Source organism: Paenibacillus praedii, from assembly GCF_049725345.1.
In the GTDB taxonomy this organism is placed as follows: domain Bacteria; phylum Bacillota; class Bacilli; order Paenibacillales; family Paenibacillaceae; genus Pristimantibacillus.
The window spans coordinates 139,389-163,250 of sequence record NZ_JBMWAM010000001.1 but is presented as its reverse complement, the minus strand read 5'-3'; the positions used below and the strand labels follow the sequence as shown (position 1 = coordinate 163,250).

Annotated in this window: 20 protein-coding genes and 1 riboswitch; of the genes, 17 read left to right on the top strand and 3 right to left on the bottom strand. The window is 45.9% G+C overall.

The features are described from left to right. Positions 1 to 43: 43 nt before the first annotated feature. Positions 44 to 2,086, bottom strand: a complete 2,043-nt coding sequence (locus tag ACO9K6_RS00780; RefSeq protein WP_424765623.1) for a molybdopterin-containing oxidoreductase family protein — start codon at positions 2,084 to 2,086, stop codon at positions 44 to 46. A 198-nt stretch (positions 2,087 to 2,284) separates the two neighbouring features. Between ACO9K6_RS00780 and ACO9K6_RS00775 the strand changes: the two genes are divergently transcribed. From ACO9K6_RS00775 to ACO9K6_RS00740, 8 genes are all read left to right on the top strand, one after another. Then, on the top strand, positions 2,285 to 2,911 hold the full coding sequence (locus ACO9K6_RS00775; RefSeq protein ID WP_424765622.1) for an SGNH/GDSL hydrolase family protein: 627 nt from the start codon (positions 2,285 to 2,287) through the stop codon (positions 2,909 to 2,911). Positions 2,912 to 2,980: 69 nt separating this feature from the next. Next, a riboswitch (purine riboswitch) is annotated at positions 2,981 to 3,092 on the top strand. Positions 3,093 to 3,173: 81 nt separating this feature from the next. Continuing rightward, positions 3,174 to 4,118, top strand: a complete 945-nt coding sequence (locus ACO9K6_RS00770) for an EamA family transporter (RefSeq protein WP_424765621.1) — start codon at positions 3,174 to 3,176, stop codon at positions 4,116 to 4,118. Positions 4,119 to 4,327: 209 nt separating this feature from the next. Next, entirely contained in the window at positions 4,328 to 5,230 is a 903-nt protein-coding gene (locus tag ACO9K6_RS00765) for an NAD(P)/FAD-dependent oxidoreductase (protein WP_424765620.1), read from the top strand. Positions 5,231 to 5,334: 104 nt separating this feature from the next. After that, positions 5,335 to 5,742, top strand: a complete 408-nt coding sequence (gene flgB / locus ACO9K6_RS00760; RefSeq protein ID WP_424765619.1) for a flagellar basal body rod protein FlgB — start codon at positions 5,335 to 5,337, stop codon at positions 5,740 to 5,742. A 1-nt stretch (position 5,743) separates the two neighbouring features. Continuing rightward, positions 5,744 to 6,520: a Cof-type HAD-IIB family hydrolase gene (locus ACO9K6_RS00755; protein WP_424765618.1), complete on the top strand. Its 777-nt coding sequence runs from the start codon at positions 5,744 to 5,746 to the stop codon at positions 6,518 to 6,520. Between the two features lie 264 nt (positions 6,521 to 6,784). Further along, the gene (gene modA / locus ACO9K6_RS00750; RefSeq protein WP_424765617.1) at positions 6,785 to 7,570 is read left to right on the top strand and encodes a molybdate ABC transporter substrate-binding protein; all 786 of its coding nucleotides are present in this window, start codon (positions 6,785 to 6,787) and stop codon (positions 7,568 to 7,570) included. A gap of 11 nt (positions 7,571 to 7,581) precedes the next feature. Further along, the gene (gene modB / locus ACO9K6_RS00745; protein ID WP_424765616.1) at positions 7,582 to 8,244 is read left to right on the top strand and encodes a molybdate ABC transporter permease subunit; all 663 of its coding nucleotides are present in this window, start codon (positions 7,582 to 7,584) and stop codon (positions 8,242 to 8,244) included. Positions 8,245 to 8,823: 579 nt separating this feature from the next. Beyond that, positions 8,824 to 9,633, top strand: coding sequence for an alpha/beta fold hydrolase (locus ACO9K6_RS00740; protein WP_424765615.1), 810 nt, complete (start codon positions 8,824 to 8,826; stop codon positions 9,631 to 9,633). A gap of 12 nt (positions 9,634 to 9,645) precedes the next feature. Here ACO9K6_RS00740 and ACO9K6_RS00735 read toward each other — a convergent pair whose 3' ends face one another. Beyond that, positions 9,646 to 11,457, bottom strand: a complete 1,812-nt coding sequence (locus ACO9K6_RS00735) for a sensor histidine kinase (RefSeq protein ID WP_424765614.1) — start codon at positions 11,455 to 11,457, stop codon at positions 9,646 to 9,648. Positions 11,458 to 11,526: 69 nt separating this feature from the next. Here ACO9K6_RS00735 and ACO9K6_RS00730 point away from each other — a divergent pair, with 69 nt between their 5' ends. The 9 genes from ACO9K6_RS00730 to nfsA all read left to right on the top strand — a co-directional run bounded on the left by ACO9K6_RS00730 (position 11,527) and on the right by nfsA (position 22,289). Further along, positions 11,527 to 12,963: a response regulator transcription factor gene (locus ACO9K6_RS00730; protein ID WP_424765613.1), complete on the top strand. Its 1,437-nt coding sequence runs from the start codon at positions 11,527 to 11,529 to the stop codon at positions 12,961 to 12,963. A gap of 22 nt (positions 12,964 to 12,985) precedes the next feature. Further along, positions 12,986 to 14,401 (top strand): ABC transporter substrate-binding protein, encoded by a 1,416-nt coding sequence (locus ACO9K6_RS00725; RefSeq protein WP_424765612.1) that lies wholly within the window; start codon positions 12,986 to 12,988, stop codon positions 14,399 to 14,401. Between the two features lie 186 nt (positions 14,402 to 14,587). Further along, entirely contained in the window at positions 14,588 to 15,763 is a 1,176-nt protein-coding gene (locus tag ACO9K6_RS00720; protein WP_424765611.1) for a substrate-binding domain-containing protein, read from the top strand. A 66-nt stretch (positions 15,764 to 15,829) separates the two neighbouring features. Next, positions 15,830 to 17,329: a sugar ABC transporter ATP-binding protein gene (locus ACO9K6_RS00715; RefSeq protein WP_424765610.1), complete on the top strand. Its 1,500-nt coding sequence runs from the start codon at positions 15,830 to 15,832 to the stop codon at positions 17,327 to 17,329. After that, the gene (locus ACO9K6_RS00710; protein WP_424765609.1) at positions 17,310 to 18,299 is read left to right on the top strand and encodes an ABC transporter permease; all 990 of its coding nucleotides are present in this window, start codon (positions 17,310 to 17,312) and stop codon (positions 18,297 to 18,299) included. The genes ACO9K6_RS00715 and ACO9K6_RS00710 overlap by 20 nt, the downstream gene beginning before the upstream one ends. Next, positions 18,299 to 19,462: a Gfo/Idh/MocA family protein gene (locus ACO9K6_RS00705; protein WP_424765941.1), complete on the top strand. Its 1,164-nt coding sequence runs from the start codon at positions 18,299 to 18,301 to the stop codon at positions 19,460 to 19,462. Before ACO9K6_RS00710 ends, ACO9K6_RS00705 begins: the two co-directional genes overlap by 1 nt. Before the next feature lie 45 nt (positions 19,463 to 19,507). Then, positions 19,508 to 20,545: a zinc-dependent alcohol dehydrogenase family protein gene (locus ACO9K6_RS00700; RefSeq protein ID WP_424765608.1), complete on the top strand. Its 1,038-nt coding sequence runs from the start codon at positions 19,508 to 19,510 to the stop codon at positions 20,543 to 20,545. A 31-nt stretch (positions 20,546 to 20,576) separates the two neighbouring features. Next, positions 20,577 to 21,422: a sugar phosphate isomerase/epimerase family protein gene (locus ACO9K6_RS00695; RefSeq protein ID WP_424765607.1), complete on the top strand. Its 846-nt coding sequence runs from the start codon at positions 20,577 to 20,579 to the stop codon at positions 21,420 to 21,422. 111 nt (positions 21,423 to 21,533) lie between these two features. Beyond that, positions 21,534 to 22,289 (top strand): oxygen-insensitive NADPH nitroreductase, encoded by a 756-nt coding sequence (gene nfsA / locus ACO9K6_RS00690; RefSeq protein ID WP_424765606.1) that lies wholly within the window; start codon positions 21,534 to 21,536, stop codon positions 22,287 to 22,289. Between the two features lie 30 nt (positions 22,290 to 22,319). On the opposite strand, the gene ACO9K6_RS00685 is transcribed toward nfsA, so the two are convergent. Further along, positions 22,320 to 23,561: a nitrate/nitrite transporter gene (locus ACO9K6_RS00685; protein WP_424765605.1), complete on the bottom strand. Its 1,242-nt coding sequence runs from the start codon at positions 23,559 to 23,561 to the stop codon at positions 22,320 to 22,322. Positions 23,562 to 23,862 lie beyond the last annotated feature (301 nt).

Below are 23,862 nucleotides of genomic sequence, written 5' to 3'. Positions count from 1 at the left end.
AGCCCTGAATCCATATCGTTAGGATTCAGGGCTGTTTAACGTATTATAACTTTACAACCTCAACCCGATTGGAGAAAAAGGTTGCGCCGCCGCCCATGTCAGCGAGCCGCTGAGGTGTCAGCGCATTGACCGCTTGATGGCCCCTGTTCTTGTCATCCCACCATAGTCCTTGGGTGACGAGCACGCCAGGAAGGACATCCGTACCGGTCCGCAGCGTTATTTCCACCGACCCTCTGTCATTGCGAACGAGGACACGTTCGCCATCCGTGAGACCAAGCGCAACGGCGTCGTCATTGTGCATCTGAAGATGCGGCTCCTTCTCAAGCTTCTGCAATCGCTCCTGATTGGCGAAGGTGGAATTGATAAAGCTATGATTCGGACCCGTTGTCAGCCAGAACGGATAGGTTGATGGCTCGCGAAGCGGCGAATGAACGGGAACTGGTGATAAACCGGCCTGCAGCATGGCTTCCGAGTACAGCTCGATCTTCCCAGATGGCGTAGGAATTCTTTCTTGAAGGGGAGGAAGGGTTCCGCCGCCGGACTTCATCCAGGTTTTTTGTTTGAGCGCCTCGAACGTGATTCCTTCTAATAAGGGATTATAGCTGCTGTCAAGCGCTTCGCTAATCATTTGCTCCTCGGTAATATCAAACACTTCGCTTTCAAATCCAAGACGTAAGCCCAATTCCTTGAAAAGTGTAAAATTAGACTTGCATTCTCCCATCGGCTCCATAATCGGCTCATGCAGCTGCAAGTAAAGATGCCAATAGGAGGCGTACAGATCGCGATTTTCAAAATGCGAGGTTGCTGGCAGTACAATATCCGCGTATTTGCATGTATCCGTTAGAAATAAGTCATGAGTAACGGTATACAGGTCGTTTCGCAGCAGTCCTTCGCGAACACGGTTTTGATCAGGCGCAACGACTGCCGGATTGCTGTTATAGACAAATAACAATTTTACAGGCGGAGTTAATTCGGTCAAGGCATCGCCCAGCTGATTCATACTAATCGTGCGCGTATCCGGATCAGGCATTAAATCCGGCCGCTCCACCTTTGCACTGTTCAAACGCGAATACCAGCTGTTGCCCTTCATAGCCCCTCCGCCGCGAATATCCCATTGACCGGTCAGCGCCGGGAGGCAAGAAATCGTGCGAACGACCATTCCTCCATTGTCATGATGCTGAAGACCGTTTCCGATTCGTATAAAAGAAGGATTTGTCGTGGCATAGAGACGAGCAAGCTCCTCAATCTCTGCAGCCGGTACACCTGTCAGCTCTTCAACCTGTTCTGGATTATATTCAGCGGCTTGTGCGGCAAGCTCCTTGAAGCCGATCGTATTTTTCTCCAGAAAAGCTTTGTCCGTCAGGCCATCTCGTATAATAACATGCATCATGCCGAGCGCCAGCGCGGCATCGGTTCCAGGGCGGATGTGGATGAAGCGGTCTGCCCAGGCCGAGGTGCGATTGCGATGCACATCGATATGAATGATAGTGGCACCGTTCTTGCGGGCTTCGGAAGCGAGCATCGCCTGATGCATATTCGTCGATACGAGATTGCAGCCCCAGATGAGAAATAGCTTCGTATGTACTGTATCCTCCGGATCGATGCCGATCGAACCGCCCATCGTATACTTATAGCCTTCCGCACCGGCCGCGTTGCAAATCGTACGGTCAAGCTGACTCGCGCCAAGACGGTGAAAGAAGCGGCGATCCATTCCTTCCGCGTTAAGTATGCCCATATTACCGTAGAAGCTGTATGGTAAAATAGCGTCTGCACCGTGCTCGTGAATCACTTGCTGCATTAGCTTTGTTATTTCATCGTAGGCCTCATTCCAGCTGATGCGCTCGAAGGAGAGGGTGCCCTTGGGACCCGTCCGCTTCATCGGATAGAGAATACGCTCAGGGTGATAGACGCGGTCTGGTAGCTGCCGTACCTTGTTGCAAATCGCTCCGCGCGTGACAGGGTGCTGGATGTCGCCGGTAATTGTAGTCATTCTTCCATCTTCCAAAGTAACGCTAAGGCCGCATGTGTCGGGACAATCAAACGGACATACGGACCGAACAGTTTCAATTTTTGTCATCGTGCTCATACTCTGCTTCACTCCAATCGGTAGCCTTAACCTTCTCTATTATCATAGCATAAAATAGGCTATTTCGAGCTTCATAGCATGAAACCAGTAATTGACAGGCGGACCGCTACTCTTTAAAATGATACTGAAATTGTGAAAAATTCCCCATTCATTTATTTTGACGTGGAAACGCTTTATTCGATTGAGAGGAGCATTGGAATGACGATGATTGAAGATCAAGCAGTCGTTCTTTTTCAGGGCGACAGCATAACGGATTGCGGAAGAAATTATGGTGATTTCAACAGCCTTGGACATGGCTACGCTTTGATGGTTGCAGCCGAATTCGGACGAAAGTATCCGGAGAAGCAGGTACAGTTTCTTAACCGTGGAATTAGCGGCAATCGTGTCGTTGATTTGGAGCGAAGATGGCAGGAGGATTGCCTCGATCTAAAGCCGACATGGGTGTCGATCTATATTGGCGTGAATGATACGTGGCGTCGATATGACAGCAATGATCCAACCTCTGCCGAGCAATATTATGAGGGCTACCGGCGGTTGATTTTGAACACGAAGGAATCCTTGGACGCATTGATCCTATTGATCGAACCGTTTGTCGTTCCTATACCTGAGGATCGCAAAACGTGGAGGGAGGATCTCGATCCCAAAATTCAAGCCGTTCGCGAGCTAGCGCTGGAGTTCAAAACGCCATACGTTCCGCTTGATGGACTATTTGCCGCCCATAGCACACGGACAGGTCCCGCTTATTGGGCAGAGGACGGCGTTCATCCGTCGCCAGCGGGTCATTCACTCATCGCCAAGGCTTGGTTGGATGCGGTTGAAGCTTAATAACAACAGATAACTATTGACAGCAGATTACGCGTCATGTAAGATTTACCCTGGTAAACATACCAACATAACATTACATTTTAATCATTTCGTATAACCTCACAGCGTGAATACAAGATATAGGGTGAGGGTTTCTACGGGAAGCCTTAACTTCCTAACTACGAGTATAAGATCATATCATATGATCCTGTATTCGAGGTTAGGATTTTTTTTATGTGTATATTCGAAGGTTTGTGCAAGTTTGAAAGGGGCATGTGTACAGATGAAATATTTACTATCGGTGTTTTTGGGAGCTGCAAGCTATGGCATTTTATCCACCATTGTCGTTCTGGCCTATGGACACGGTTATAAGCTTGGTGAGGTGGTTGGCAGTCAGCTGCTAACGGGCTTCCTGCTGGCATGGGCGCTTGCGTTCTTCATAAAGAGACGCGAGCAAAGAATCATTAAACAAGCGGCAGACAAAGCCGCTGCTGCGAAACCCATCACCAATCTGACGTGGAAGCACCGATTGCTGCTTATGGCTGCGGGTGCGCCTACCGCAATTACCGGATTGCTGTATTATGAATCGCTGCGATACATTCCAGCTTCTCTGGCAATTATTTTATTATTTCAATTTACTTGGATCGGCGTACTTATCCAGGCGATAAGCGAGCGGAAGCGTCCTGACAAATTGATGATAATTACAATAGCAGTGCTGCTAGGAGGCACTTTGCTAGCCGCAGGCATTATTGAGCATGGGGCAGGGAGGTTCAACCTGATGGGCGTTATGCTTGGGCTGCTGTCAGCGGTCAGTTATTCTTTATTCATTCTATTCAGCGGTAAAGCTGTGCCAGCTGCGCAGCCCGCTTATCGCAGCGCGTGGATGATTACAGGCGGTATGCTGCTCGTATTTTTACTATTTCCACCGACGTTTTTGTTTAATGGCTTACTATTTGGAGAGCTGATGCTCTACGGTTTTTTACTTGGCCTGTTTGGAGCGTTTATTCCTCCTTTGCTGTTTGCTGTTGGCGTGCCGCATATCGGAGAAGGAATGGCCGGCATTCTTGGCGCGTCCGAGCTGCCAGTAGCGGTGCTGTTGTCATCCTTCGTGCTTCATGAGCATGTAAGCCTGCTGCAATGGATTGGAGTGACCGTTGTGCTATTAGGCGTTACGCTCCCGGAGCTATTGAAGAGAATGAAGAAAAAAAGGCTGCAGCTGCTTTCATAGGGATGGATATTGAACGGTAAAGCATCGTATGAACATGAATAATGCAAGTGATTTTCAATATAAACTTGATAAAGCCTAATGCATTTCGTTGAAATGAATTGGGCTTTTTTTTATTTTAATCCGTGTTTTGAATAGGAGTCGTTCATTTCAAAGATATTAATCTTGTGTGTTGACAGGGAGTGCAGTCAGGTTTGGCAGGAGGAGGCAATATGAAGTTCGAATGCGTGATTGTAGGGGGCGGCATTGCAGGGCTGCAGGCCGCTATTCAGCTCGGAAGATACCGGCATCAAGTTGTCGTAATCGATTCCGCTGAGGGAAGATCAAGCCTGTGCCGCTGCTATCATAATTTGATTGGATGGCCGGAGGGGGTCAGCGGCCCTGCTCTGCTCGCCGCTGGTAGACAGCAAGCTGAGCGTCTCGGTGTCGAGCTTATTCACGCAAAGGTGATTAAAGCTGAGCAGCAAGACGACGGCTTCATCGTAACAACGGCCGGAAATGAACAAATTCATGGTAAAAGACTGCTGCTTGCAACGGGCGTAAAGGATCGAATTCCTGATTTTCCTGCGCTCATACCTTGCATGGGAACGAGCGTTTTTGTTTGTCCAGATTGCGATGGGTACGAGGTTTTAGATAAAAAAACGATCGTTCTGGGCTCAGGCAAAGCTGGTGCTGAGATGGCGCTGACGCTGACGCATTGGACGAAGAAGCTTATTTATATCAATCACGAACAAGCCGCGATCGACGACCAGCTGCTCAGTCAGTTAAAGGAAGCAAACATCAGCTACATCCCAATGCCGATTGGGCACATTCTGGTTTCGAATTTCCAATTCAAGGGCGTTAAGCTAAGTGACGGTACGATTATGAAGAGCGATCGTTGTTTTATTTCTTTCGGAGGCAATATCGTCCGAACAGAAATCGCTGAGCAATTAGGTGTTGAGCTGATGGATAATAAACATATTATCGTGGACTCCCGCACAAAAATGACAAGTATCCGCCATGTTTGGGCAGCAGGAGATGCCGCTGCCCATTCTGAGATGGTGACGCTTGCTATGGCTGATGGAAGCCAGGCCGCTATTTGGATACATAAGAGTCTGTTATCATCTTATCGATAATGCCATAATGCAGCGCCTCTGCAGCCTAGCCTGGCAAAAATATATTGAAAATTCGCGGGATTTCAGACATAATTACATTGATGCAACAGGAAGGGGAATCTTTGATGATATCAATGAAGCCTACATTGAATGAAAGAGTATTGGAAGCCATTATTGCGAGACATGAAACGATTACGAATAATATAGCCAATGCGGACACGCCTCACTATAAGAAGAAATCGGTTGTATTTGAGGAAGAACTGAATCGCAGATTAGAACAAAATACGAATAATGGCTTGGCTCTTCGACGAACTTATGCCAAGCATATGCCATTCAATAATTTGGGTGAAAATTCGCTGCCTTATAAAATTGTTGAAACGAATACAACAACGATGAACAATAACGGAAATAATGTGGATATTGATTCGGAGATGGCACAGCTTGCAGAAAACCAGCTGATGCAAAACTATTTGATTGATCGAGTCAACGGTCAATATAGCAAGGTCAAAACCATGCTGCGGGATTTGAGGTAAAGTGACAAGAAAGCTCATTTTATTCGATATAGATGGAACGCTGCTGGATCATAACAAGAACATTCCAGACACTACAAAGCAAGCGGTATTTGATTTACAGAAGGATGGGCATGAGGTCGTCATCGCAACAGGAAGAGGGCCCTTCATGCTGAAGGATGTCAGCACTGCTTTGAACATTGATTCGTATATCAGCTTTAATGGCTCGTACGTCGTGTACCAAGGTGAAGTGCTGTACAATCAAGCAATTGACGCCGCACGGCTAGAAGAGCTGGCGCGAATGACAGCGGATAACAGTCACCCGTTAGTTTTCATGACGCCCGAAGAAATGCGTACGAATACGGACCGGAACGCTTATTCAGAGGCTGAAAGCAATGCATTGAAGAGCAAGCTGCCGCCATCGGATCCAGAGTTTTATAAAGGCAAAGAAATTTATCAATGTCTTCTCTTCTGTAAGGAAGAAGATGAGGGCTGCTACAAAGATCATTTCTCTGAGCTTGGTTTCAATCGGTGGCATTTATATGGCAGCGATGTACTTCCGCAAGGAGGATCCAAGGCACGAGGCATTCAAGCATTAGTTGAACGTGCTGGATTTAAGTCTGAAGATGTTTACGCATTTGGCGATGGGCTGAATGATATCGAAATGCTCCAATATGTGTATCACAGCGTTGCGATGGGCAACGCTCCTGAGATCGTTAAGCAGGCTGCTCGTTATGTTACGAAGGATGTTACCGAGGATGGCATTATGCATGGATTAAAAATGTTGGGTTTAAGGGAATAAAAAAACGCTTCAGTGACCTTGGTAGTCACAGAAGCGTTTTTTTTTGTTACGGTAAAGTTTGATTATAGCAATTCTTACCCATTTCCCGCCTATATTATGGAAGGACTGATGATGTCGGGTCGAAGGCTTTCTTTATAATGCGTCAGACATCCCAATATTGGGCCGAGTTAAAAACAGGCAGTCTGCTCATTTTATTGCTTTACAGCGCATGAAATACCTCTATATAATATGGTTTAGATCATAAACATAGAGGTGGACGAGAGGATGAGTCGAGTAATAAAGAACGGTATGTCTTTGCTGCTGGCTGTATCGTTCTCTTTCCTGCTTACCGCATGCGAATTGAATCAGACAGAAACGGTGGAGCTTACGATTTCAGCTGCTGCCAGCTTAACGGATGCACTCCAGGAGGTGGAGAGGCTCTATGCAGCAGAGCATCCTTCTATCAAGCTTCACTTCAATTTTGGCGCTTCAGGAGCGCTGCAGCAGCAAATTGAACAAGGAGCGCCTGTTGATCTCTTTCTGGCGGCCGCGTCCAAAAATATGCAAGCGCTCATAGATAGAGGATTAGTAGATACTAGAATGCAGCAATCGCTTCTTCAAAACGAGCTAGTTGCTATCGTACCTGCAGCTGTTCAATTAATGATTGTTAAACCTGAGGATCTGACAAATGAAGCGGTAAAGCACGTCGCAGTAGGCATACCCGAGAGCGTACCGGCAGGAAGCTATACGAAAGAGTCGCTAACTGCGATAAACCTATGGAACAGCCTAGGCGACAAAATCGTACAAGCAAAGGATGTTCGACAAGTGCTTCAGTATGTAGAGACAGGTAACGCTGATGTGGGCTTCGTATACAAAACGGACGCTCTGTCATCTAAGCAAGTCAAGATTGCTTTTCAAGTAGACCCCAGTACGTACCCTGTTATTCAATATCCAGTAGGCATTATAAAAGCTACTAAACATGCTAATGAGGCGGAAGAGCTCTATCAATTTCTTCAAACAGATGAAGTGATGGATGTATTCGTGAAATATGGCTTTTCCAAACCGCGCTGATGCTGGCGTCTATGGATTGGCAGCAGCTGTGGCTGCCCATAAAGATATCGCTACAGGTTGCGCTGCTCGCAAGCGTCGTGACTGCCGTGATTGGTCTGGCAGCCGCGTGGTGGATGACAATAAAGTCTTTTCGTGGAAAGCTGCTAGTAGAAACCGTATTTCTGCTGCCGATCGTTTTGCCTCCTACGGTCGTAGGTTTTCTCCTGCTCGTTCTGTTAGGGGGAAATAGCTGGATCGGACGAGCTATAGAATGGTTATTTTCCGCACCACTTGTATTTTCCTGGGGGGCGGCAGTCATCGCCGCCGTGGTGGTCGCTTTTCCGCTCGTCTACCAATCCATGAAGGTTGGATTTGCATCAATCGATAAGGATTTGGAGGAAGCAGCCCGCTCCATGGGGGCCAATGAATGGCACGTATTTCGTTATATCACGCTGCCTTTAGCCAGTCGGTTTCTGCTTAGCGCCTATATATTAGGCTTTGCTAGAGCACTTGGCGAGTTCGGCGCCACGCTGATGATTGCCGGCAATATTCCTGGAAAGACGCAGACGATTCCGACAGCCATTTATGTGGCCGTAGACTCAGGAAACCTAACGATGGCATGGGCATGGACATTTATTATCATCCTTATTTCATTCCTCATGCTGCTGATAACGGGAAGACAACAAAAAAGATAATACACTCAAAAAACGCCCTCGATGGAGGGCGTTTTTTTCAATAGTTCATCACTATATGATCGGCATACTAATGAACGTTAGCGACAGGTAAGCTCATCGTCGTTTGAGGATACTTATAGTCATCACGATAGCAATTGGTTCCATTGTCATAAGTGGATTGCGATAGCTTGTGCGAAATTTCAAAGATGGAGAGGGCCGGATTCACATGCAAGGACGAATGGAAGAAGGAGCATCTCTCGAAATTAAAATTCAAGGTCGTAATGAGAATAACGCAGTCTGTAAACGTACATCCGATAAAGCTAAAACCGTCAAAAGTAATTGTTTCGTTTTGAAAATGTTCGTTGGAAATTGTAATCAATTTCAACACTCCTCGTCTATGATGGACACTATGGTATTCATATTAGCAGATGAAAGCTGTAAAGATTGTCAAAACCTGTACACTAAACCAATATATTTAACGACATGAACAGTGTTAATGTTGGATAAATCGCAAATGACTGTTGTAATTAGGCATTCACCTATTGTCGTCTTCCTGAGTATCCTAGTTCATAAGAAGCGTTACTTCATGGAGGTGTCATTGTGGGATATTATGTTGAGGTGGAAACGGATGTAAAAATTTATGTGGAGGACATTAATCCTGAGAGTGAGAAGACGATCCTATTTATACATGGCTGGCCGGCCAATCATAAGCTGTTTGAATATCAGTTCAATGTGCTGCCTGCGATGGGTTACCGCTGTATCGGAATCGATCTTCGAGGCTTCGGAAATTCGGATAAGCCGTTTGACGGCTACGCATATGACCGGCTGGCAGATGATGTAAACGGAGTCGTGGATGCGTTGAAGCTAAATGATTTTACTCTCGTTGGCCATTCGGTTGGAGGCGCAATAGCGATCCGGTATATGGGACGACATAATGGGTACGGAGTATCTAAGCTAGTGCTTCTGGCAGCAGCAGCACCAAGCTTTACGCAGCTGCCGGGCTTTCCTTACGGGCTGCCGAAGGAGGAGGTAACGAAGCTTATCCAAGCATCCTTGAATAATCGCCCCAAAATGCTTCAGGATCTAAATGGAATGTTTTTCTTTCAAAATATTACAGGACCATTTGCCGACTGGTTCTTCCAGCTGGGCACAGAAGCAGCAGGTTATTCCACTGCAGCCCTTCTGACCTCGCTCAGGGATGAAACCTTATTTGCAGACGTTGGCAAGATCAAGGCGCCTACTTTAATATTTCAAGGCATTCATGATGAAATCGTCCTTCCGCAGCTTGCAGTCGAATTGAACAAATACATTCTGAACTCCAAGCTCGTATGGTTGGAGGACAGCGGGCATGGCTTATTTTGGGAGCAGCGAGATCATGTTAATGAGGAAATTTCACAGTTCATAGGTTAGCACCTTAATCATCTATTTTCTCCTGCCAGCATCGTAAGGGAAGCGGAACTCAAAGATCGTACCATGCTCAGGCGAGCTTTCCACTCGGAAAAGAACGCGTTCCCCATAAACGAGGATTAGCCTGCGGTAAGTATTAAATACGCCTGTATGCTTGCGGAAATAAGGATCATCCGTTTTACCTTTGCTTACGATCAGCATCTGCAGCTTCGCAAGCACATCTGGCGATATGCCGGTCCCCGTATTCCGAATGGTGATGCTCATCATATCCTCGATGAGCTCTACCTTTAAATCTAGTTCAAATTCCTCCGCGCTAAGATTAGGACTCCAGCCGTATTTGATTGCATTTTCGATATAAGGCTGGATGCTGAGCTTCATGATCGGAATCTCCTTGGCTGCAGGGTCTATATCCAGATTAGCTTTTACATCCTTGCGATTCCGATAGTAATGGATGGTCAGGAAGTTGTGGATATAAGCCATTTCATCCTTAAGAGAAGCCCATCCATCGTCATTGCGAACCGTATATCTCATCATTCGCGAGACAGACTGAACCATGTCGCCAACGGCTTCTCCATTGTTCCTCACCGCATAAGATTCAATCGTTTCGAGTGTATTGAATAGAAAGTGCGGGTTGATTTGCGCCTGCAGCTGGAGCAGCTCCCGTTCTTTTTCCCGCATATTGGCTTGATAAACCTCGCGCTCCATATACTGCAGCTTATCCAGCATCTGATTGTAGCTTCGAATGAGAAAACCAATTTCGTCATAAGAGTTATTTGCTTTAATAGGTACATAAGCGCCACGCCCGAGGCTTTGCATCCCTCTCTTCAGACTATACAGCGGCTTAAGAATGCCATTCATAACAGGGAAGGCAAAAATAATCGCGATTGCCAGACTAATTATCCCTATTAATAATGTCAATCTATATGTTTGCCTTACGCCTTCGTTGATGCTGCTGAGAGGGGCAGTCCATACGAGCTTCCAATCACTGCCTGGCAGATCGGAATAAATTGCTTGATACTCCAAATTTTCCGAAGTAAATAGAAATTGCTTGCTGTTTGCAGGCGATGTTGTTCGAGCCTGCTCAAAATCATGTATTATTTTTGCGTTAATGGGCAGATCAGAGAAGGCTGCACCGTTTTCTTCCCGATACAAAAAAACCTGTCCTTGCTGATTCCGCTCGTCTCCCCGCAGCATGCTTTTAATTTTCTCTTCATTGATTTCAATAATAAATAAAGCATGTGTTTTACCTGTATTCGAGTTCAGAATTGGCCGAATATAGGAGAATACATTTGCTTTGCTGTACATCACATAAGATTGCTGATGAGGACCTGTAAGCTCCGGATTAAGATTCGCGAAAGCAGCCTCGTAGAAAGAGCTCTTGGAAAAGGAGAATGTAGGGTCGAGCTGTTTTTGATAAGAGTCAAAATATCTTTTGCCCAGCCGGTCAATGTAGAGAACGCCAACGACTTCAGGGTGAAATTGAAGGGAAGTGCGAATAATTGGCCGAAATCTCATCATGTCATTGGACTGTTCGGCAAGCTGTTCTTCTTCGGTATACAGAAAATTTTGAAAGCTGGAATGAATAAAGAGACTGTCGAAGGATTGGTTAAGGCTTTGCAGGTAATCGGACAATTCTCTTGCTACTGATTCTACGTATTGCGATGAGATGGATGCGGAATACTCGGTTCCAGAGCGAAACATGAAATATTCAGAGCTATAGCTCACTAATGAAATGGGGATAATAGACAGCAATATGAGCAAAACAAATAGCTTGAACTTGAGCGTCAGTCGGTTTAGTATACGTCTTACAGAACTAAAGCGTAACAATGGCTATTACCTCCTTGTTGCATACAATACTGTACAGGCTTAGGATCTCGTGAAGGAGCTGGTCTTATTATGAAAATATGTGTTGTAGACGACGAAAGCGAAGTGCGGACGAGCATTATTCAGAAGGTAACAGCTTTGTTCCCCCATGAACAGGTATTCAACGCAGAGTTCGGACATAAGGCGCTTGAGCAAATCTCGCTCGTATTGCCTGAACTCGTATTTCTGGATATTCGCATGCCGGAATTAAGTGGTTTAGAGATTTTGGAAATACTTAAGGAAAAGCACCCAGCTATGCATGTGGTCATTATATCAGGGTACGATGATTTTGAATATGCACGAAAGGCTCTTCAGCATGGCGCGGCAGATTATTTGCTAAAGCCGGCCGATCGCGGTCAGCTGAAGGAAATTGTTGAAAAGGTGAGGACCAGCCTTGAGAAACGTATGAAAAATGAGCTCGAGCAGCTTATCATAAAAATGCCATTCCCGTATTTTTCAACTCAGCAGATGGAACTGTATAATGTGAGCCTATGGTTTGACGAACGTGAGCTAAAGTCTATCCTCATCGGTGATCGGGCCGTATTGTTAGCTCCGTATCGCGATACATTGGAGCAGGTGATGCTGTCTTTCATACATGAATCGGGGGCTGAGGGTATCGTCGTAAAGGCTACTCCAGAACAAGCTCAAAGCACATTTAGGGAAAAAGTCGGCTTTCTACCGCTATTAGCTGCTGAATTTCTCAAGAGAAGCTCAAAACAATTTTTTCAGCATGCTGATGCAGAGCGCAGAAAAAATCGAATCGATCGGAAAGAATGGACGAAGCAAACGCATGGATATAGGCAGCAAATTATTCATCAAGCACGGACGGGTGATAACCTGGAGCTTGAGAGAACGCTGGATGCTTGGTTAAATATGTTGAGCCATATGAGCTATGAGGAGCTGAAGAAGGAAGCTTCATATTTGATGGCTTTGCTTGATGAGGGGCTTGTGAAAAACGATGTAATTATGCTGGATGAAGAAACTTTATATTACTGGAATGATTGGGTATCGAAGTATAAAACCTGGGATGAGCTCAGGACTAGACTTCGAAAAATGATTTTGGGCGGTGTCATGGCCCTTAAGGAGACGCAACTCCAGACGCGAGACCCGCTTGAGCCTAACATGAACAACTGGTTCAAGCAGGCCTTGCAGCTAATTGAAGCTTCATATGATATCAATTTAAGTCTTGATTCGGTGTCTGAGGCGGTAAACGTTCATTCCGTCACCTTAAGCCGTACCTTTAAGCAGCAGATGGGCGTTAATTTTGTGAGGTATATGACGAGCAAGCGAATGAAAATGGCCAAGAGCCTATTGCTGAATACGAACAAAAAGGTGAATGAAATCGCAGAAGAAACGGGATACGCGGATCATGCGTACTTCAGAAGCCTATTTAAAAAGGAATTCGGCTATTCACCCTCCGAGCTTCGCAAGCAAAATGGTATAGCGACCGCAACCGAGGATGCCGAGTAACAAGTGGAGAGGGGACTCCAGAATGAACAGATATAAAGTGTTAACGTCTCTTATACTTATACTCACATGGATCCTAACAGGCTGCATGAATGATGCTAATCAGAAATTAAACGAGACCGAGAATCGCAAATCATTAAAGGTGCTTTATGCGACTGTTGAAGCAGGTTCGGAAGCCGTCATAAACGCCGCTGAAAGATATGAGCTGAGAACGGGCATTCACGTGGAGGTAAGCGCCTTTCCGTACAACAGCTTACAGGAGAAGGTATTCTCGGAGCTGCTTCGGAAGAGTGATGAATATGATCTGATTGCTATAGATACACCTTGGATGCCGAAAATCATTCAGCATATCGAGCCGTTAACGGCTTACATGGAGCAGTCGAAGCAGACTAATGAAGTCGATGATTTTATCGCGAAATTATTTTTGGATACTTCCGTCTTTGATAAAGACGCCCCGCACAAGGAGCCGCCGGCGATGGATATAATCAACCTGGATCGTATAACAGAATCGGGTTTTGATATATGGAGTTTACCGATACAATCGAATGCGCTCACCGTCAGCTATCGAAAGGACCTTTTCGAAGACCCGATATATCAAAAACAGTTTGAGGAGCAGTATCATCGCAAGCTGACGATCCCTCAAACCTTGGATGAATATTTGGAGATCGCTGCTTTTTTCACGAGGGATTCCAATCAGGACGGCACGATTGATCGGTATGGAACAACCTTAATGGCCAGCAAGCATGAATCCAATTTTGTTGATTTCAAATCGTTTTTGAGTATATTTGGCGGTCATTTGTTTGATGATAAGCTCAAGCCTGTTTTTAACAGCGATAAAGGGGTTAAAGCATTAGAGACATACGGGAGCTGGATTTTAGAGGAAAAGGTTACGCCGCCGGATGTGCTCTCTTATACATGGGATGAGGTGGAGATCGCTTTCAGCTATGGACAGGTTGCAATGGGTATGAATTATCATGACATGCGGCTGAATCCGAAAGTGAAGGGAGGAGAGGTTGGCTACTTCATGCTTCCGGGCGTGGAGCATAACGGCGTGATCAAGAGAGGTCCTCATTTTGGCTCCTATGGATTGGCTATAAACAAATACTCGAATAATAAGCAAGCTGCTTTTGAGCTTGCTGACTATTTAACTAGTTCCCGCACGCAGAAGGAATACTTGCAATTCAGGCAGCATGTGACCCGTAAATCGGCCTATGAGGCTTCGCGTACATTGTCTGATCCTTCCTTGCGCGAATATTATCAGGTGCTTGGCGAATCGTTAAGCGTTGGAGTGGGAAGGCCGCGCATTACGAATTATGAGCAGCTTTCTGAAGCAGTGCAAACGGCCGTCCAGCAGTATTTAACCGGGGAGAGAAGCGCGAAGGAAGCTCTTGATGAGGCAGCCGTTAAGGTGGAGCAATCTATGAAGGACAATGGTTATTAAGCAATGGCTAGCTTGCGAAAGAACATCGCAAAGCTAGCCATTATAAATTGCATACGCTAAAAAGTTCCCCCTGCATGTTAAATTCATCGTCTACTTCCTACATCATGCGAGCTTTATACTCAAATTAATAAAACGTTCACTATTTGAAGCATTGATTTCACACATGAAGAGAAAAGGGGTATCTTAATGAAGAAGAAATTTACAACAGCGGTTGCATTGCTGCTTGTTTGCGGAATTGCACTTGCGGGTTGCGGTAACAATAACCAGTCTGGCGGAACTGCGACGAATACACCGAAAGAGCATGAAGGCTACACAGAAACAAGCGGGCCGCTTACAATCAACCCAAATATTCCTGATCTAGAAGTAAAGGACGTTGGACCGAACGGCGAGAAAGCGGTATCGGCGAAGGACCTTAACTTATCGGAAGAAGAGCTTGCCAAAATTAAAGAAGGCAATTATAAAGCTGCTATCGTTATGCACTACTCCGGCACGGACTACATGAATGCCGCTGTAGGCGCAATGCAGGATACATTCAAGAAGATGGGTATCGAGGTTGTAGCGGTAACTGACGCCCAGTTCAAAGCCGAGAAGCAAGTAAATGATATTGAAACCGTTCTTGCAAAAAAGCCTGACATTATGATCTCTGTACCAGTTGACGCTGTATCCACAGCGAGTGCTTACAAGAAGGCCATTGCGCAAGGCGTGAAGCTGGTATTCATGGACGGCGCTGCTGAGGGACTTGTTGCCGGCAAAGATTACATTAGTATTGTATCCGGCGATAACTATGGTAACGGCGCAGTAGCTGCTGATATCATGGCAGAAAAGCTTGGCGGAAAAGGTAAAGTTGGAATCGTGTACCACGACGTTAACTTCTTCGTTACGAAAAACCGTTCCGATGCTTTTGAAGCGACAATTAAGGAAAAATACCCTGATATTGAAATTGTAGCGCAAGGCGGTATTACAGATCCGAACAAAGGTGAAGAGGTTGCTTCCGCAATGCTGACGAGAAACCCTGACATCGACGGCATCTTCGCTCCTTGGGATGTACCGGCTGAAGGCGTAATGGCTGCGGCTCGTACAGCGGGCAGAAACGACTTGATCGTTACTACGGTTGACCTTGGCACAAACGTTGCATTGTCCATTGCTTCTGACGGCATCGTTCAAGGCCTTGGCGCTCAGCTTCCATATGACCAAGGTGTAGCGCAAGCCATCCTTGCAGGTTATGGCCTGCTTGGTAAAGAAGCACCAGCTTATGTTGCTTCCCCAGCTATTAAAGTAACAAAAGAAAATGTATTGGAAAACTGGAAGCTGATCTACGGTGTAGATGCTCCTACTAGCGTTCAAGATGCAATGAAAAAATAACGATTCTTAGAATGAAGGCTGCCATTTGGCAGTCTTCATTCTAAGAAAAAGAGAAGGTGAGCGTACATGGATCAACCGATTCTTGAAATGAAAAATATATCTAAAGCGTTTAACGGCATTACCGTGTTAAACGATGTAAGCTTCTCCGTTCGCAAAGGCGAGGTACATGCGCTAATGGGCGGTAACGGTGCGGGTAAATCGACGCTTATGAAAATACTTACTGGTGTTTACACGGCAGATAAAGGTGAAATTACAATCGAAGGAAAACCTGTGAATATTAAGAGCTATGAGGATGCTCAAGCTAACTATATTTCTATGATTTTTCAGGAGTTCAGCTTAATTCCAACCTTGACCGTAGCACAAAATATTTATTTGACACGCGAATCCAAAACCTCTTTAGGCCTGCTTGATGATAAAGAAAATGCAATTAAAGCAGAAAAGCTCCTAAAGGAACTAGGTGTTGACATAAAACCATCCGATGTTGTACAGGAGCTTGGAGTCGGTTATTGGCAAATGACGGAAATCGCTAAAGCATTATCGCAAGAGGCAAAGATACTGATTATGGATGAGCCGACCTCGTCGCTTACAAAGACGGAGACTGAAATCTTGTTCTCGTTTATTAACAAGCTGAAGGCAAAGGGCTACGCCATCATTTATATTTCTCACCGTATGGATGAGATCTTCCAAATTTGCGATCGTATTACGATTCTTCGCGATGGTCGCAAAATTACAACAGAGGTTATTAAAGAGACTAGTCTCGATAGGGTCATTCAGCATATCGTTGGCATGGAGTTCAACAAAGCTTTCGAATGGGTGGAAAGAGAATACGACACAGCAGTTCCTCCGATCTTCGAGCTTCGAAACATTAATGCAGGTTCCAGGGTCCAAAATGTCAGCTTGAAAATCCAGCCTGGCGAAATTATCGGTATCGCCGGTCTGATGGGAAGTGGAAGGACTGAGCTTCTACGCGCGATCTTTGGGATCGATCACGTAGACAGCGGTGAAATATTCGTGAATGGGAAAAAACAAAAGGTGAACAGCCCACGTGATGCGATCGATGCGGGCCTTGCGCTTATTCCAGAGGATCGCCGGATGCAGGGGCTTATTTTGCAGCACAGCGTAAGAGACAATATGATACTGCCGATTCTTTCAAAGGTGAAAAAAGGGTTTCTCATCGACGATAAGAAAACGAACGATATCAGCAAGCGTCTTGTAGAGAAACTTAATATTAAGACGGATAATATTTTTAAAACGAGTAATCTGTTGTCCGGCGGTAATCAGCAAAAAATCGTTCTGGCCAAATGGCTTGCGAATGATCCACAGGTGCTGCTGCTGGATGAGCCGACAATCGGGGTCGATATCGGCGCTAAAACTGAAATTATCGATATTATTCGAGAACTGGCAGAAAGCGGAAAAGCGATTTTGGTCGTATCTTCCGAGCTTCCGGAGCTGCTCGCGCTAAGCGATCGCGTTCTCGTCATGCATGATGGACAAATTAAGAAAGAAATGAAGCGCACGGAGATACATTCAGAGGAGGAGTTGCAATATGCAATCCAAGGATATTAATACAGGAACAGCAAAACCAAGCGCACTTGCAGCTGTAAAAGGCTTTCAGTGGCGCAATTACATCGTATACATCGCTTTTATCGGTGTTTTTATTTACTTCGCCATCACCTTGTTTGACCAAGGCTTCCTAACATCGGGAAATCTGCTTAACATCGTAAGACAAACGGCAACGATCTCACTTATGGGACTGGCCATGACATTTGTTATTAGTACCGGAGAAATCGATCTTTCAGTAGGCTCAACGGCAGCACTCGCTTCTTTGACTGGAGCATTAGCGGTGCAATCAGGCTTCGGTATACTCGGCGGTCTTATTGCCGGTGTAGGTACAGGGCTTCTAATTGGTCTGGTCAATGGCTTGCTTGTGACAAAGGCTGCGATTCCGTCATTCCTTGTTACTCTTGGTACGATGGGCGCTGTCAAAGGTCTTGCGATGTGGGTGACAGATACCGCACCTATTCCAATCGTGAATGACAGCTTTAACTTTATTTTTGGATCAGGTGATATTGGTCCGATTCCCGTTCTTCTCATTTGGACGCTTGTATTCACCATTATCGCTCACGTGCTGCTTCGTAAAACATCTTTCGGCAGACAAACATTGGCAACCGGCGGCAATGAGAATGCAGCAAGATTTTCTGGTGTAAAAACACAACGCATCAAATTACTTGTATTTCTAGGAACAGGCTTAATGGCTGGTCTAGCCGGTCTGCTCTATGCGGGCCGTATGAATGCAGGCCGCTTCTCCTTCGGTGAAGGCGATGAGCTTTCGGTTATCGCAGCAGTTATCCTTGGTGGAACGAGCTTGTTCGGCGGAGTAGGAACAATTATCGGAACGGTAGTAGGCGCTTTGATGATTGGGGTTATCAATAATGGCTTGATCATTATGGGCCTAGATGTCAGTCAACAAATGATGATTAAAGGTTTGATCATTATCTTGGCTGTTATGTTCGGGAAGAAGGCGATCAAAAAGTGATCAATAAAATAAAAGTAGGCATTATCGGCACCGGTTTTATCGGTGCCGCTCATATTGAAGCGGTTCGCCGCTTGGAGTTTGTCGAAGTAATTGCGCTTGCTCAGAATGGCGAGGAAAATGCACGCCGCAAGGCTGAGCAGCTCGGCATTCCAATCGCTTATGGCGATTACAAGGAAATGCTGAAAAATCCAGACATCGTCGCTATCCATAACTGTACGCCGAATCATCTGCATTTTCAGATCAACAAAGAAATTATTGAAGCCGGCAAGCATGTCCTGTCCGAAAAACCCCTTGCCATGACGAGTGAGGAATCGGCTGAGCTGCTGGCTCTTGCGATCAAGCATAAGGTTGTTCATGGTGTGAACTTCAATTACAGACAGTATCCTATGATGAAGCAGCTGTCGGAAATGGTTAAGCAAGGCGCATTCGGGAAAATTAATGTCGTGCACGGCAGTTATTTGCAAGACTGGCTTCTGTTTGAAACAGATTACAATTGGAGATTAGATAGTAAAGTGGGAGGCAAATCGCGAGCAATCGCAGATATTGGCTCACATTGGTGTGACACGGTGCAATATGTGACTGGAAAGAGAATTTCAGAGGTTTTCGCTGATCTATGGACCGTTTTGCCTACGCGCAAGAAGCCTTTGACCTCACAGGAGACATTCGGTGGACTTGCAGCAGAGCAAGATGCAGCATACGAGGATGTAACTGTCGATACGGAGGATTACGCTTCGGTTCTCATACGGTTCGAGGATGGAAGCAAAGGGGTATTCACGGTTTCGCAAGTAAGCGCTGGTCGCAAAAATGCGCTTAGTTTTGAGCTTAACGGCAGCTTGAAATCCGCATACTGGAAGCAAGAGGATGCAGCTAGCTTGTGGATTGGTCACCGCGATCGCTCCAACGAGGAGCTCATGGCAGATCCGGCACTGTTCCTGAAGGAAGCCAGACCTTCCATCCACCACCCTGGCGGTCACAATGAGGGTTGGCCGGATTCCTTGAAGAACATGATGCTGCATTACTATTCGTTCATTCGTGATGGCAAAGACCCGCTTAAGGATTCAACAAATTTTGCCACGTTTGCAGACGGACATATTTCTATGTGTATAACAGATGCTATTATGGAGAGCAATAAACAACAACGCTGGATTAAAGTGCATAAATAAATTTAATATTAAGCTATTAAAATTTTTTAATTGGAGGGACCTATCATGACAATGAAAGCGGTCGTTTTCCCAGGAGATAAAGTAGTTGAAATTAAAGAGGTGCCGATTCCCGTTCCTGGCAGCGGAGAAGTATTGATCAAAATGAAAGCATCGGCTATTTGCCGTAGCGATATGAGCTTATATTACGGTACAGATACCGTAGTCGGCGGTGAAGCTGTAAAAACCGGAAACATACACCCTGGTCACGAGCCTGCTGGTCAGATTACACAGGTGGGCGATAACGTTAGTCTATTTAAAGTAGGCGATCGTGTAGCGGTATACTTAGCCATTGGCTGCGGCGTTTGCGCACATTGCAGAAGCGGCTATAAAATGTTCTGTCCGGATTGGAAATGTATCGGTTTTGACACACACGGCGGCGATGCAGATTATGTCGTAGTGCCAGAAGAAAACTGCATGCGTATTCCGGACGAAATGAGCTATGTTGTTGCTGCAGTTTCGACAGATGCAGTTGGTACACTATATCACGCACAGAAGCGCTTGAACATAAACGGAAGAGATACACTTGTTATATTTGGTCTTGGGCCAATGGGCGGCGCGGGTGTGATGGTAGCCAAAGGTCTTGGCGCTACAGTCATTGCCGTAGACATGCTTGACGAGCGTCTTGAGGTTGCTAAGGAGCTTGGCGCTGACTATGTGATCAATGGCAAAGAAAACGTACTTGAGCGTATTATGGAAATTACAAAAGGACGCGGTGCGGATGCGGCAATTGATTGCTCCGGCAGCCCATTTGCTCAGAGTCAAGCATTAGACAGTCTGCGTGCGCATGGCCGTGCAGCATTTATCGGTGAAGGCAAGGAATTGACGATTCGCCCAAGCCAGCAGCTTATTCGCAAGCAAATTACAGTTATGGGCTCGTGGTACTTCCCGATTTTCGAATATGATGAAATTACGAAATTCATACTGGATAGAAACCTCCCAGTAGAAAAGCTTGTATCACACACGTTCAAGCTTGAGGACGCAGAAACGGCATTCCGGATGTTTGACCAACGTGAAACCGAAAAAGCCGTATTTATTTGGGACTGATACGTTACAATAATCGAAGGGACGTGTAAATGTGAAAGGAATTTCCTTTAACACTTGGACATACAGCAGTTTTCCGGTGTGGGTACCGTCTTACCCGCTCGAAGAGGTTATCCGCAGACTGGCATCCTTCGGCTATGATGGCATTGAAATCGGCTGCGCAAGCCCGCATGCCTGGCCTGAGACTGTTTCACCTGAGCGCCGCAAACAAATTTTAAGCCTCTTGAAGCAAGAGAAGCTGGCTGTATCCTCGCTGCTTCCGGCTCCGGGCGGCGGTCCTGGGAACAACCCAAGCTCTCCGATTGCGGAAGAAAGAGCCTATACAATCAACCACTACAGACAGGTGCTGGAGCTTGCTCATGATTGGGAATGCCCAACCGTTATCTACCTGGCAGGCTGGGCCGTATTCGGAACTTCTAAGTCTGAAGCTTGGAACTACAGCCTGGAGGCACTTGTTAAAACGGCTGATTATGCCAAAGAGCTTGGGATTACGATGGTTGTTGAGCCAACGCCAACCGACAGCAACCTAATCGAGTCTGCTGATGATGCGCTGCTTCTGAGCGAGCAATCAGGACGCGATAATGTTAAGGTAATGTTCGATACCTTCCACGCCTTGTATCGCAATGAGGTAGCAAGCGACTATGTGTATCGCATGAAGGATAAGCTGCACCATATTCACCTTGCGGACAGCGATCGCTTGCCGCCAGGCCTTGGACGTTGTGATTTTGACGCTGTACTGAAGGCCTTGAAGGAAATCGACTACCAAGGTTATTTGACAGCCGAGGTAGGTTTCCACACAAGACAGGCTGAGCCTGACTGGTATGCAAAAAATACAATCGATTTCTTGAAAGCGAAAATAAATGAGATTGGTTGGAAATAAATGGTGTTGATAAGTGAAGCCGCCCTGGTCTGAGGACCAAAGGGCGGTCTTCTTTTTTTTTTTTTGCAAAACATGTGTCATAATAAAAAATAAAAAAGGAGTGGAAGGCTAATGAATGATATCATCAAAACAATTATCAATCACCGCTCGATCCGATCTTATACGAATGAGCCGCTAACGAATGAACAAATTGCGGCTATCGTACAGAGCGCTCAAGCGGCCTCAACCTCAAGCTTTGTACAGAGCTACACTATCATTGGTATTAATGATGCTGAGAAGAAAGAGAAGCTGGCTGCTTTGGCCGGTGATCAAGCCTATGTCGCGAAGAACGGCCATTTCTTCGTGTTTTGCCTCGATTTGCACAGGTTGGAGCTGGCAGCTCAGCTTGAGGAAGCAGAGACTAAGGACATCGAAGCAGCATTGCGCTCGACTGAAATGTTTATGGTCGGCGTTATCGATACCGCCCTGGCCGCACAAAACGCTGCGATTGCCGCTGAATCCATGGGGCTTGGAATCTGTTACATAGGAGGTATCCGCAATCAGCTTGACAAAGTAACAGAGCTGCTCAAAACGCCGAAAAGAGTACTTCCTTTATTCGGGATGAGCGTGGGTCACCCTGAGAAGGGTTCCGATTCGAAGCCACGTTTGCCGTATATGAATGTATATCATGAAGAAGAGTATAGGCAGGATGAGGAATTAATCGATCAGCTTAAGCTGTATAATGAAGAAATCTCTATGTATTATGCAAATCGTACGAATGGGGAGCGCAAGGATCGATGGTCTGAAACGATGACGAAACTGCTTAAAAATCCAAAGAGACAATACATGAAATCATTTCTAGCAAATAAAAAAATTCCCCTCGACTAGGAACGATCTCCTAGTGGAGGGGAAGGGAGATTATAATTGGATTCGTGAACTATCCGTTGCGACTTCGAGACGGGCTTTGCCGCCTTTTTCCATCCATTTGTTCCGCCAGCGTAGCTGGATCATCGTTAACAGAACTAGCGATGCTAAGGTAATCGAGCTTAGAACCAGGAAGCCTGGCGCATAGGATCCGGTAGTTTGATACAATTGTCCAAGAACAAGTGGAAGAGCATAGCCTCCTAAACCTCCGGCAGCACCGATAATGCCAGTCATCAATCCCAGCTCATTGCCGAAACGCAGAGGCACAAGCTGGAATACAGAGCCATTGCCTGCTCCTAGACACATCATGCCCACGAACAGCATGCCAAGCACAACTGGAAGACTTGGCAGCGTAGCAACCGCGGCAAGCATAAGCCCTGCTCCGCCATACAAGATCGTCAGCATTCTCGCTCCTCCGAAACGATCGGACAAATAGCCGCCGACGGGTCTGAAGAAGCTTCCCGCGATAACGCAAAATGTCGTAAAATCTGCGGCTCTTACAGGAGATAGACCATACTGTGTATTAAAGAATATAGTTAAGTAGTTGGAAAGGCCAACGAAGCCACCGAAGGTTACGCAATAGAAGGCGCAGAACACCCATGCATCACCTTGCTTTAACACCTGTGCATAATGCGAAAGTTTTTTTGGAGCAGGACGGTTTGGACTGTTTTTAGCAAAAATAGTAAACAGAATAAGGACGATCACGATGGGGATAATGGCAAGTCCAAATACGACCTCCCAGCTGCCATAATGCTGAGCTAGACGGTTCGCGAACAGTGTCGATATGACAGTGCCGCTGTTCCCCGCGCCAGCGATTCCCATTGCAAGTCCTTGATGCTCCTTCGAATACCACTGGCTGGCAAGCGGCAGCGCGGCAGCGAACGAGGCGCCTGCAACACCGAGCAATAACGCAACGACATAAAGCTGTTCTAGCGATTGTACGAACTGCCAGCCCATAATGAGTGGAATCAAGGTCAAAAGCATCCCGATTTGAGCTGTACGTTTAGGGCCGATATAATCCGTCATGAAACCGAGCACTAATCGAAGAATAGACCCGCCAAGAATAGGAAGTGCGACAAGATTAGCTTTTTCTATGGGGGTCATTGGATAATCCGCCGCAATAATAACGGCTAATGGACCAATTAAAACCCAAATCATAAAACTAACATCAAAATACAAAAATGAACTGAATAAAGTTGGTTTATGACCGCTTTGCCAAAATCCTTTTCTCTCCATCCTAATCTCTCCTTTATTGTGTAAGTATAGCACCTAAAAGGCCGCAATCCATCCTTAATAAAGGATAAGTTGCGGCCTCATTGCCATCGGCGGCACAGCATTGTGCAGCCGTTCGTATTCGGGTGGATCACTTAGTTGTAACCCCAACTCGAATTATAAATCGGAGAAATTAACATGTCAATATATCTAACATAAATTTCTATGTTAATTTAATTCAATAATCATGTGTTAGATATATTGACATATAAAGCAACATGCACTAATCTTACACTATACAAGAGTAAAGCACAGTGGCGTGCCA

Bases quoted from the DNA above. Each gene is read 5' to 3' on its own strand.
- ACO9K6_RS00780 (WP_424765623.1), bottom strand. From the start codon at position 2,086: ATGAGCACGATGACAAAAATTGAAACTGTTCGGTCCGTATGTCCGTTT.
- ACO9K6_RS00775 (WP_424765622.1), top strand. From the start codon at position 2,285: ATGACGATGATTGAAGATCAAGCAGTCGTTCTTTTTCAGGGCGACAGC.
- ACO9K6_RS00770 (WP_424765621.1), top strand. From the start codon at position 3,174: ATGAAATATTTACTATCGGTGTTTTTGGGAGCTGCAAGCTATGGCATT.
- ACO9K6_RS00765 (WP_424765620.1), top strand. From the start codon at position 4,328: ATGAAGTTCGAATGCGTGATTGTAGGGGGCGGCATTGCAGGGCTGCAG.
- flgB (WP_424765619.1), top strand. From the start codon at position 5,335: ATGATATCAATGAAGCCTACATTGAATGAAAGAGTATTGGAAGCCATT.
- modA (WP_424765617.1), top strand. From the start codon at position 6,785: ATGAGTCGAGTAATAAAGAACGGTATGTCTTTGCTGCTGGCTGTATCG.
- modB (WP_424765616.1), top strand. From the start codon at position 7,582: ATGGATTGGCAGCAGCTGTGGCTGCCCATAAAGATATCGCTACAGGTT.
- ACO9K6_RS00730 (WP_424765613.1), top strand. From the start codon at position 11,527: ATGAAAATATGTGTTGTAGACGACGAAAGCGAAGTGCGGACGAGCATT.
- ACO9K6_RS00725 (WP_424765612.1), top strand. From the start codon at position 12,986: ATGAACAGATATAAAGTGTTAACGTCTCTTATACTTATACTCACATGG.
- ACO9K6_RS00720 (WP_424765611.1), top strand. From the start codon at position 14,588: ATGAAGAAGAAATTTACAACAGCGGTTGCATTGCTGCTTGTTTGCGGA.
- ACO9K6_RS00715 (WP_424765610.1), top strand. From the start codon at position 15,830: ATGGATCAACCGATTCTTGAAATGAAAAATATATCTAAAGCGTTTAAC.
- ACO9K6_RS00710 (WP_424765609.1), top strand. From the start codon at position 17,310: ATGCAATCCAAGGATATTAATACAGGAACAGCAAAACCAAGCGCACTT.
- ACO9K6_RS00700 (WP_424765608.1), top strand. From the start codon at position 19,508: ATGACAATGAAAGCGGTCGTTTTCCCAGGAGATAAAGTAGTTGAAATT.
- nfsA (WP_424765606.1), top strand. From the start codon at position 21,534: ATGAATGATATCATCAAAACAATTATCAATCACCGCTCGATCCGATCT.
- ACO9K6_RS00685 (WP_424765605.1), bottom strand. From the start codon at position 23,561: ATGGAGAGAAAAGGATTTTGGCAAAGCGGTCATAAACCAACTTTATTC.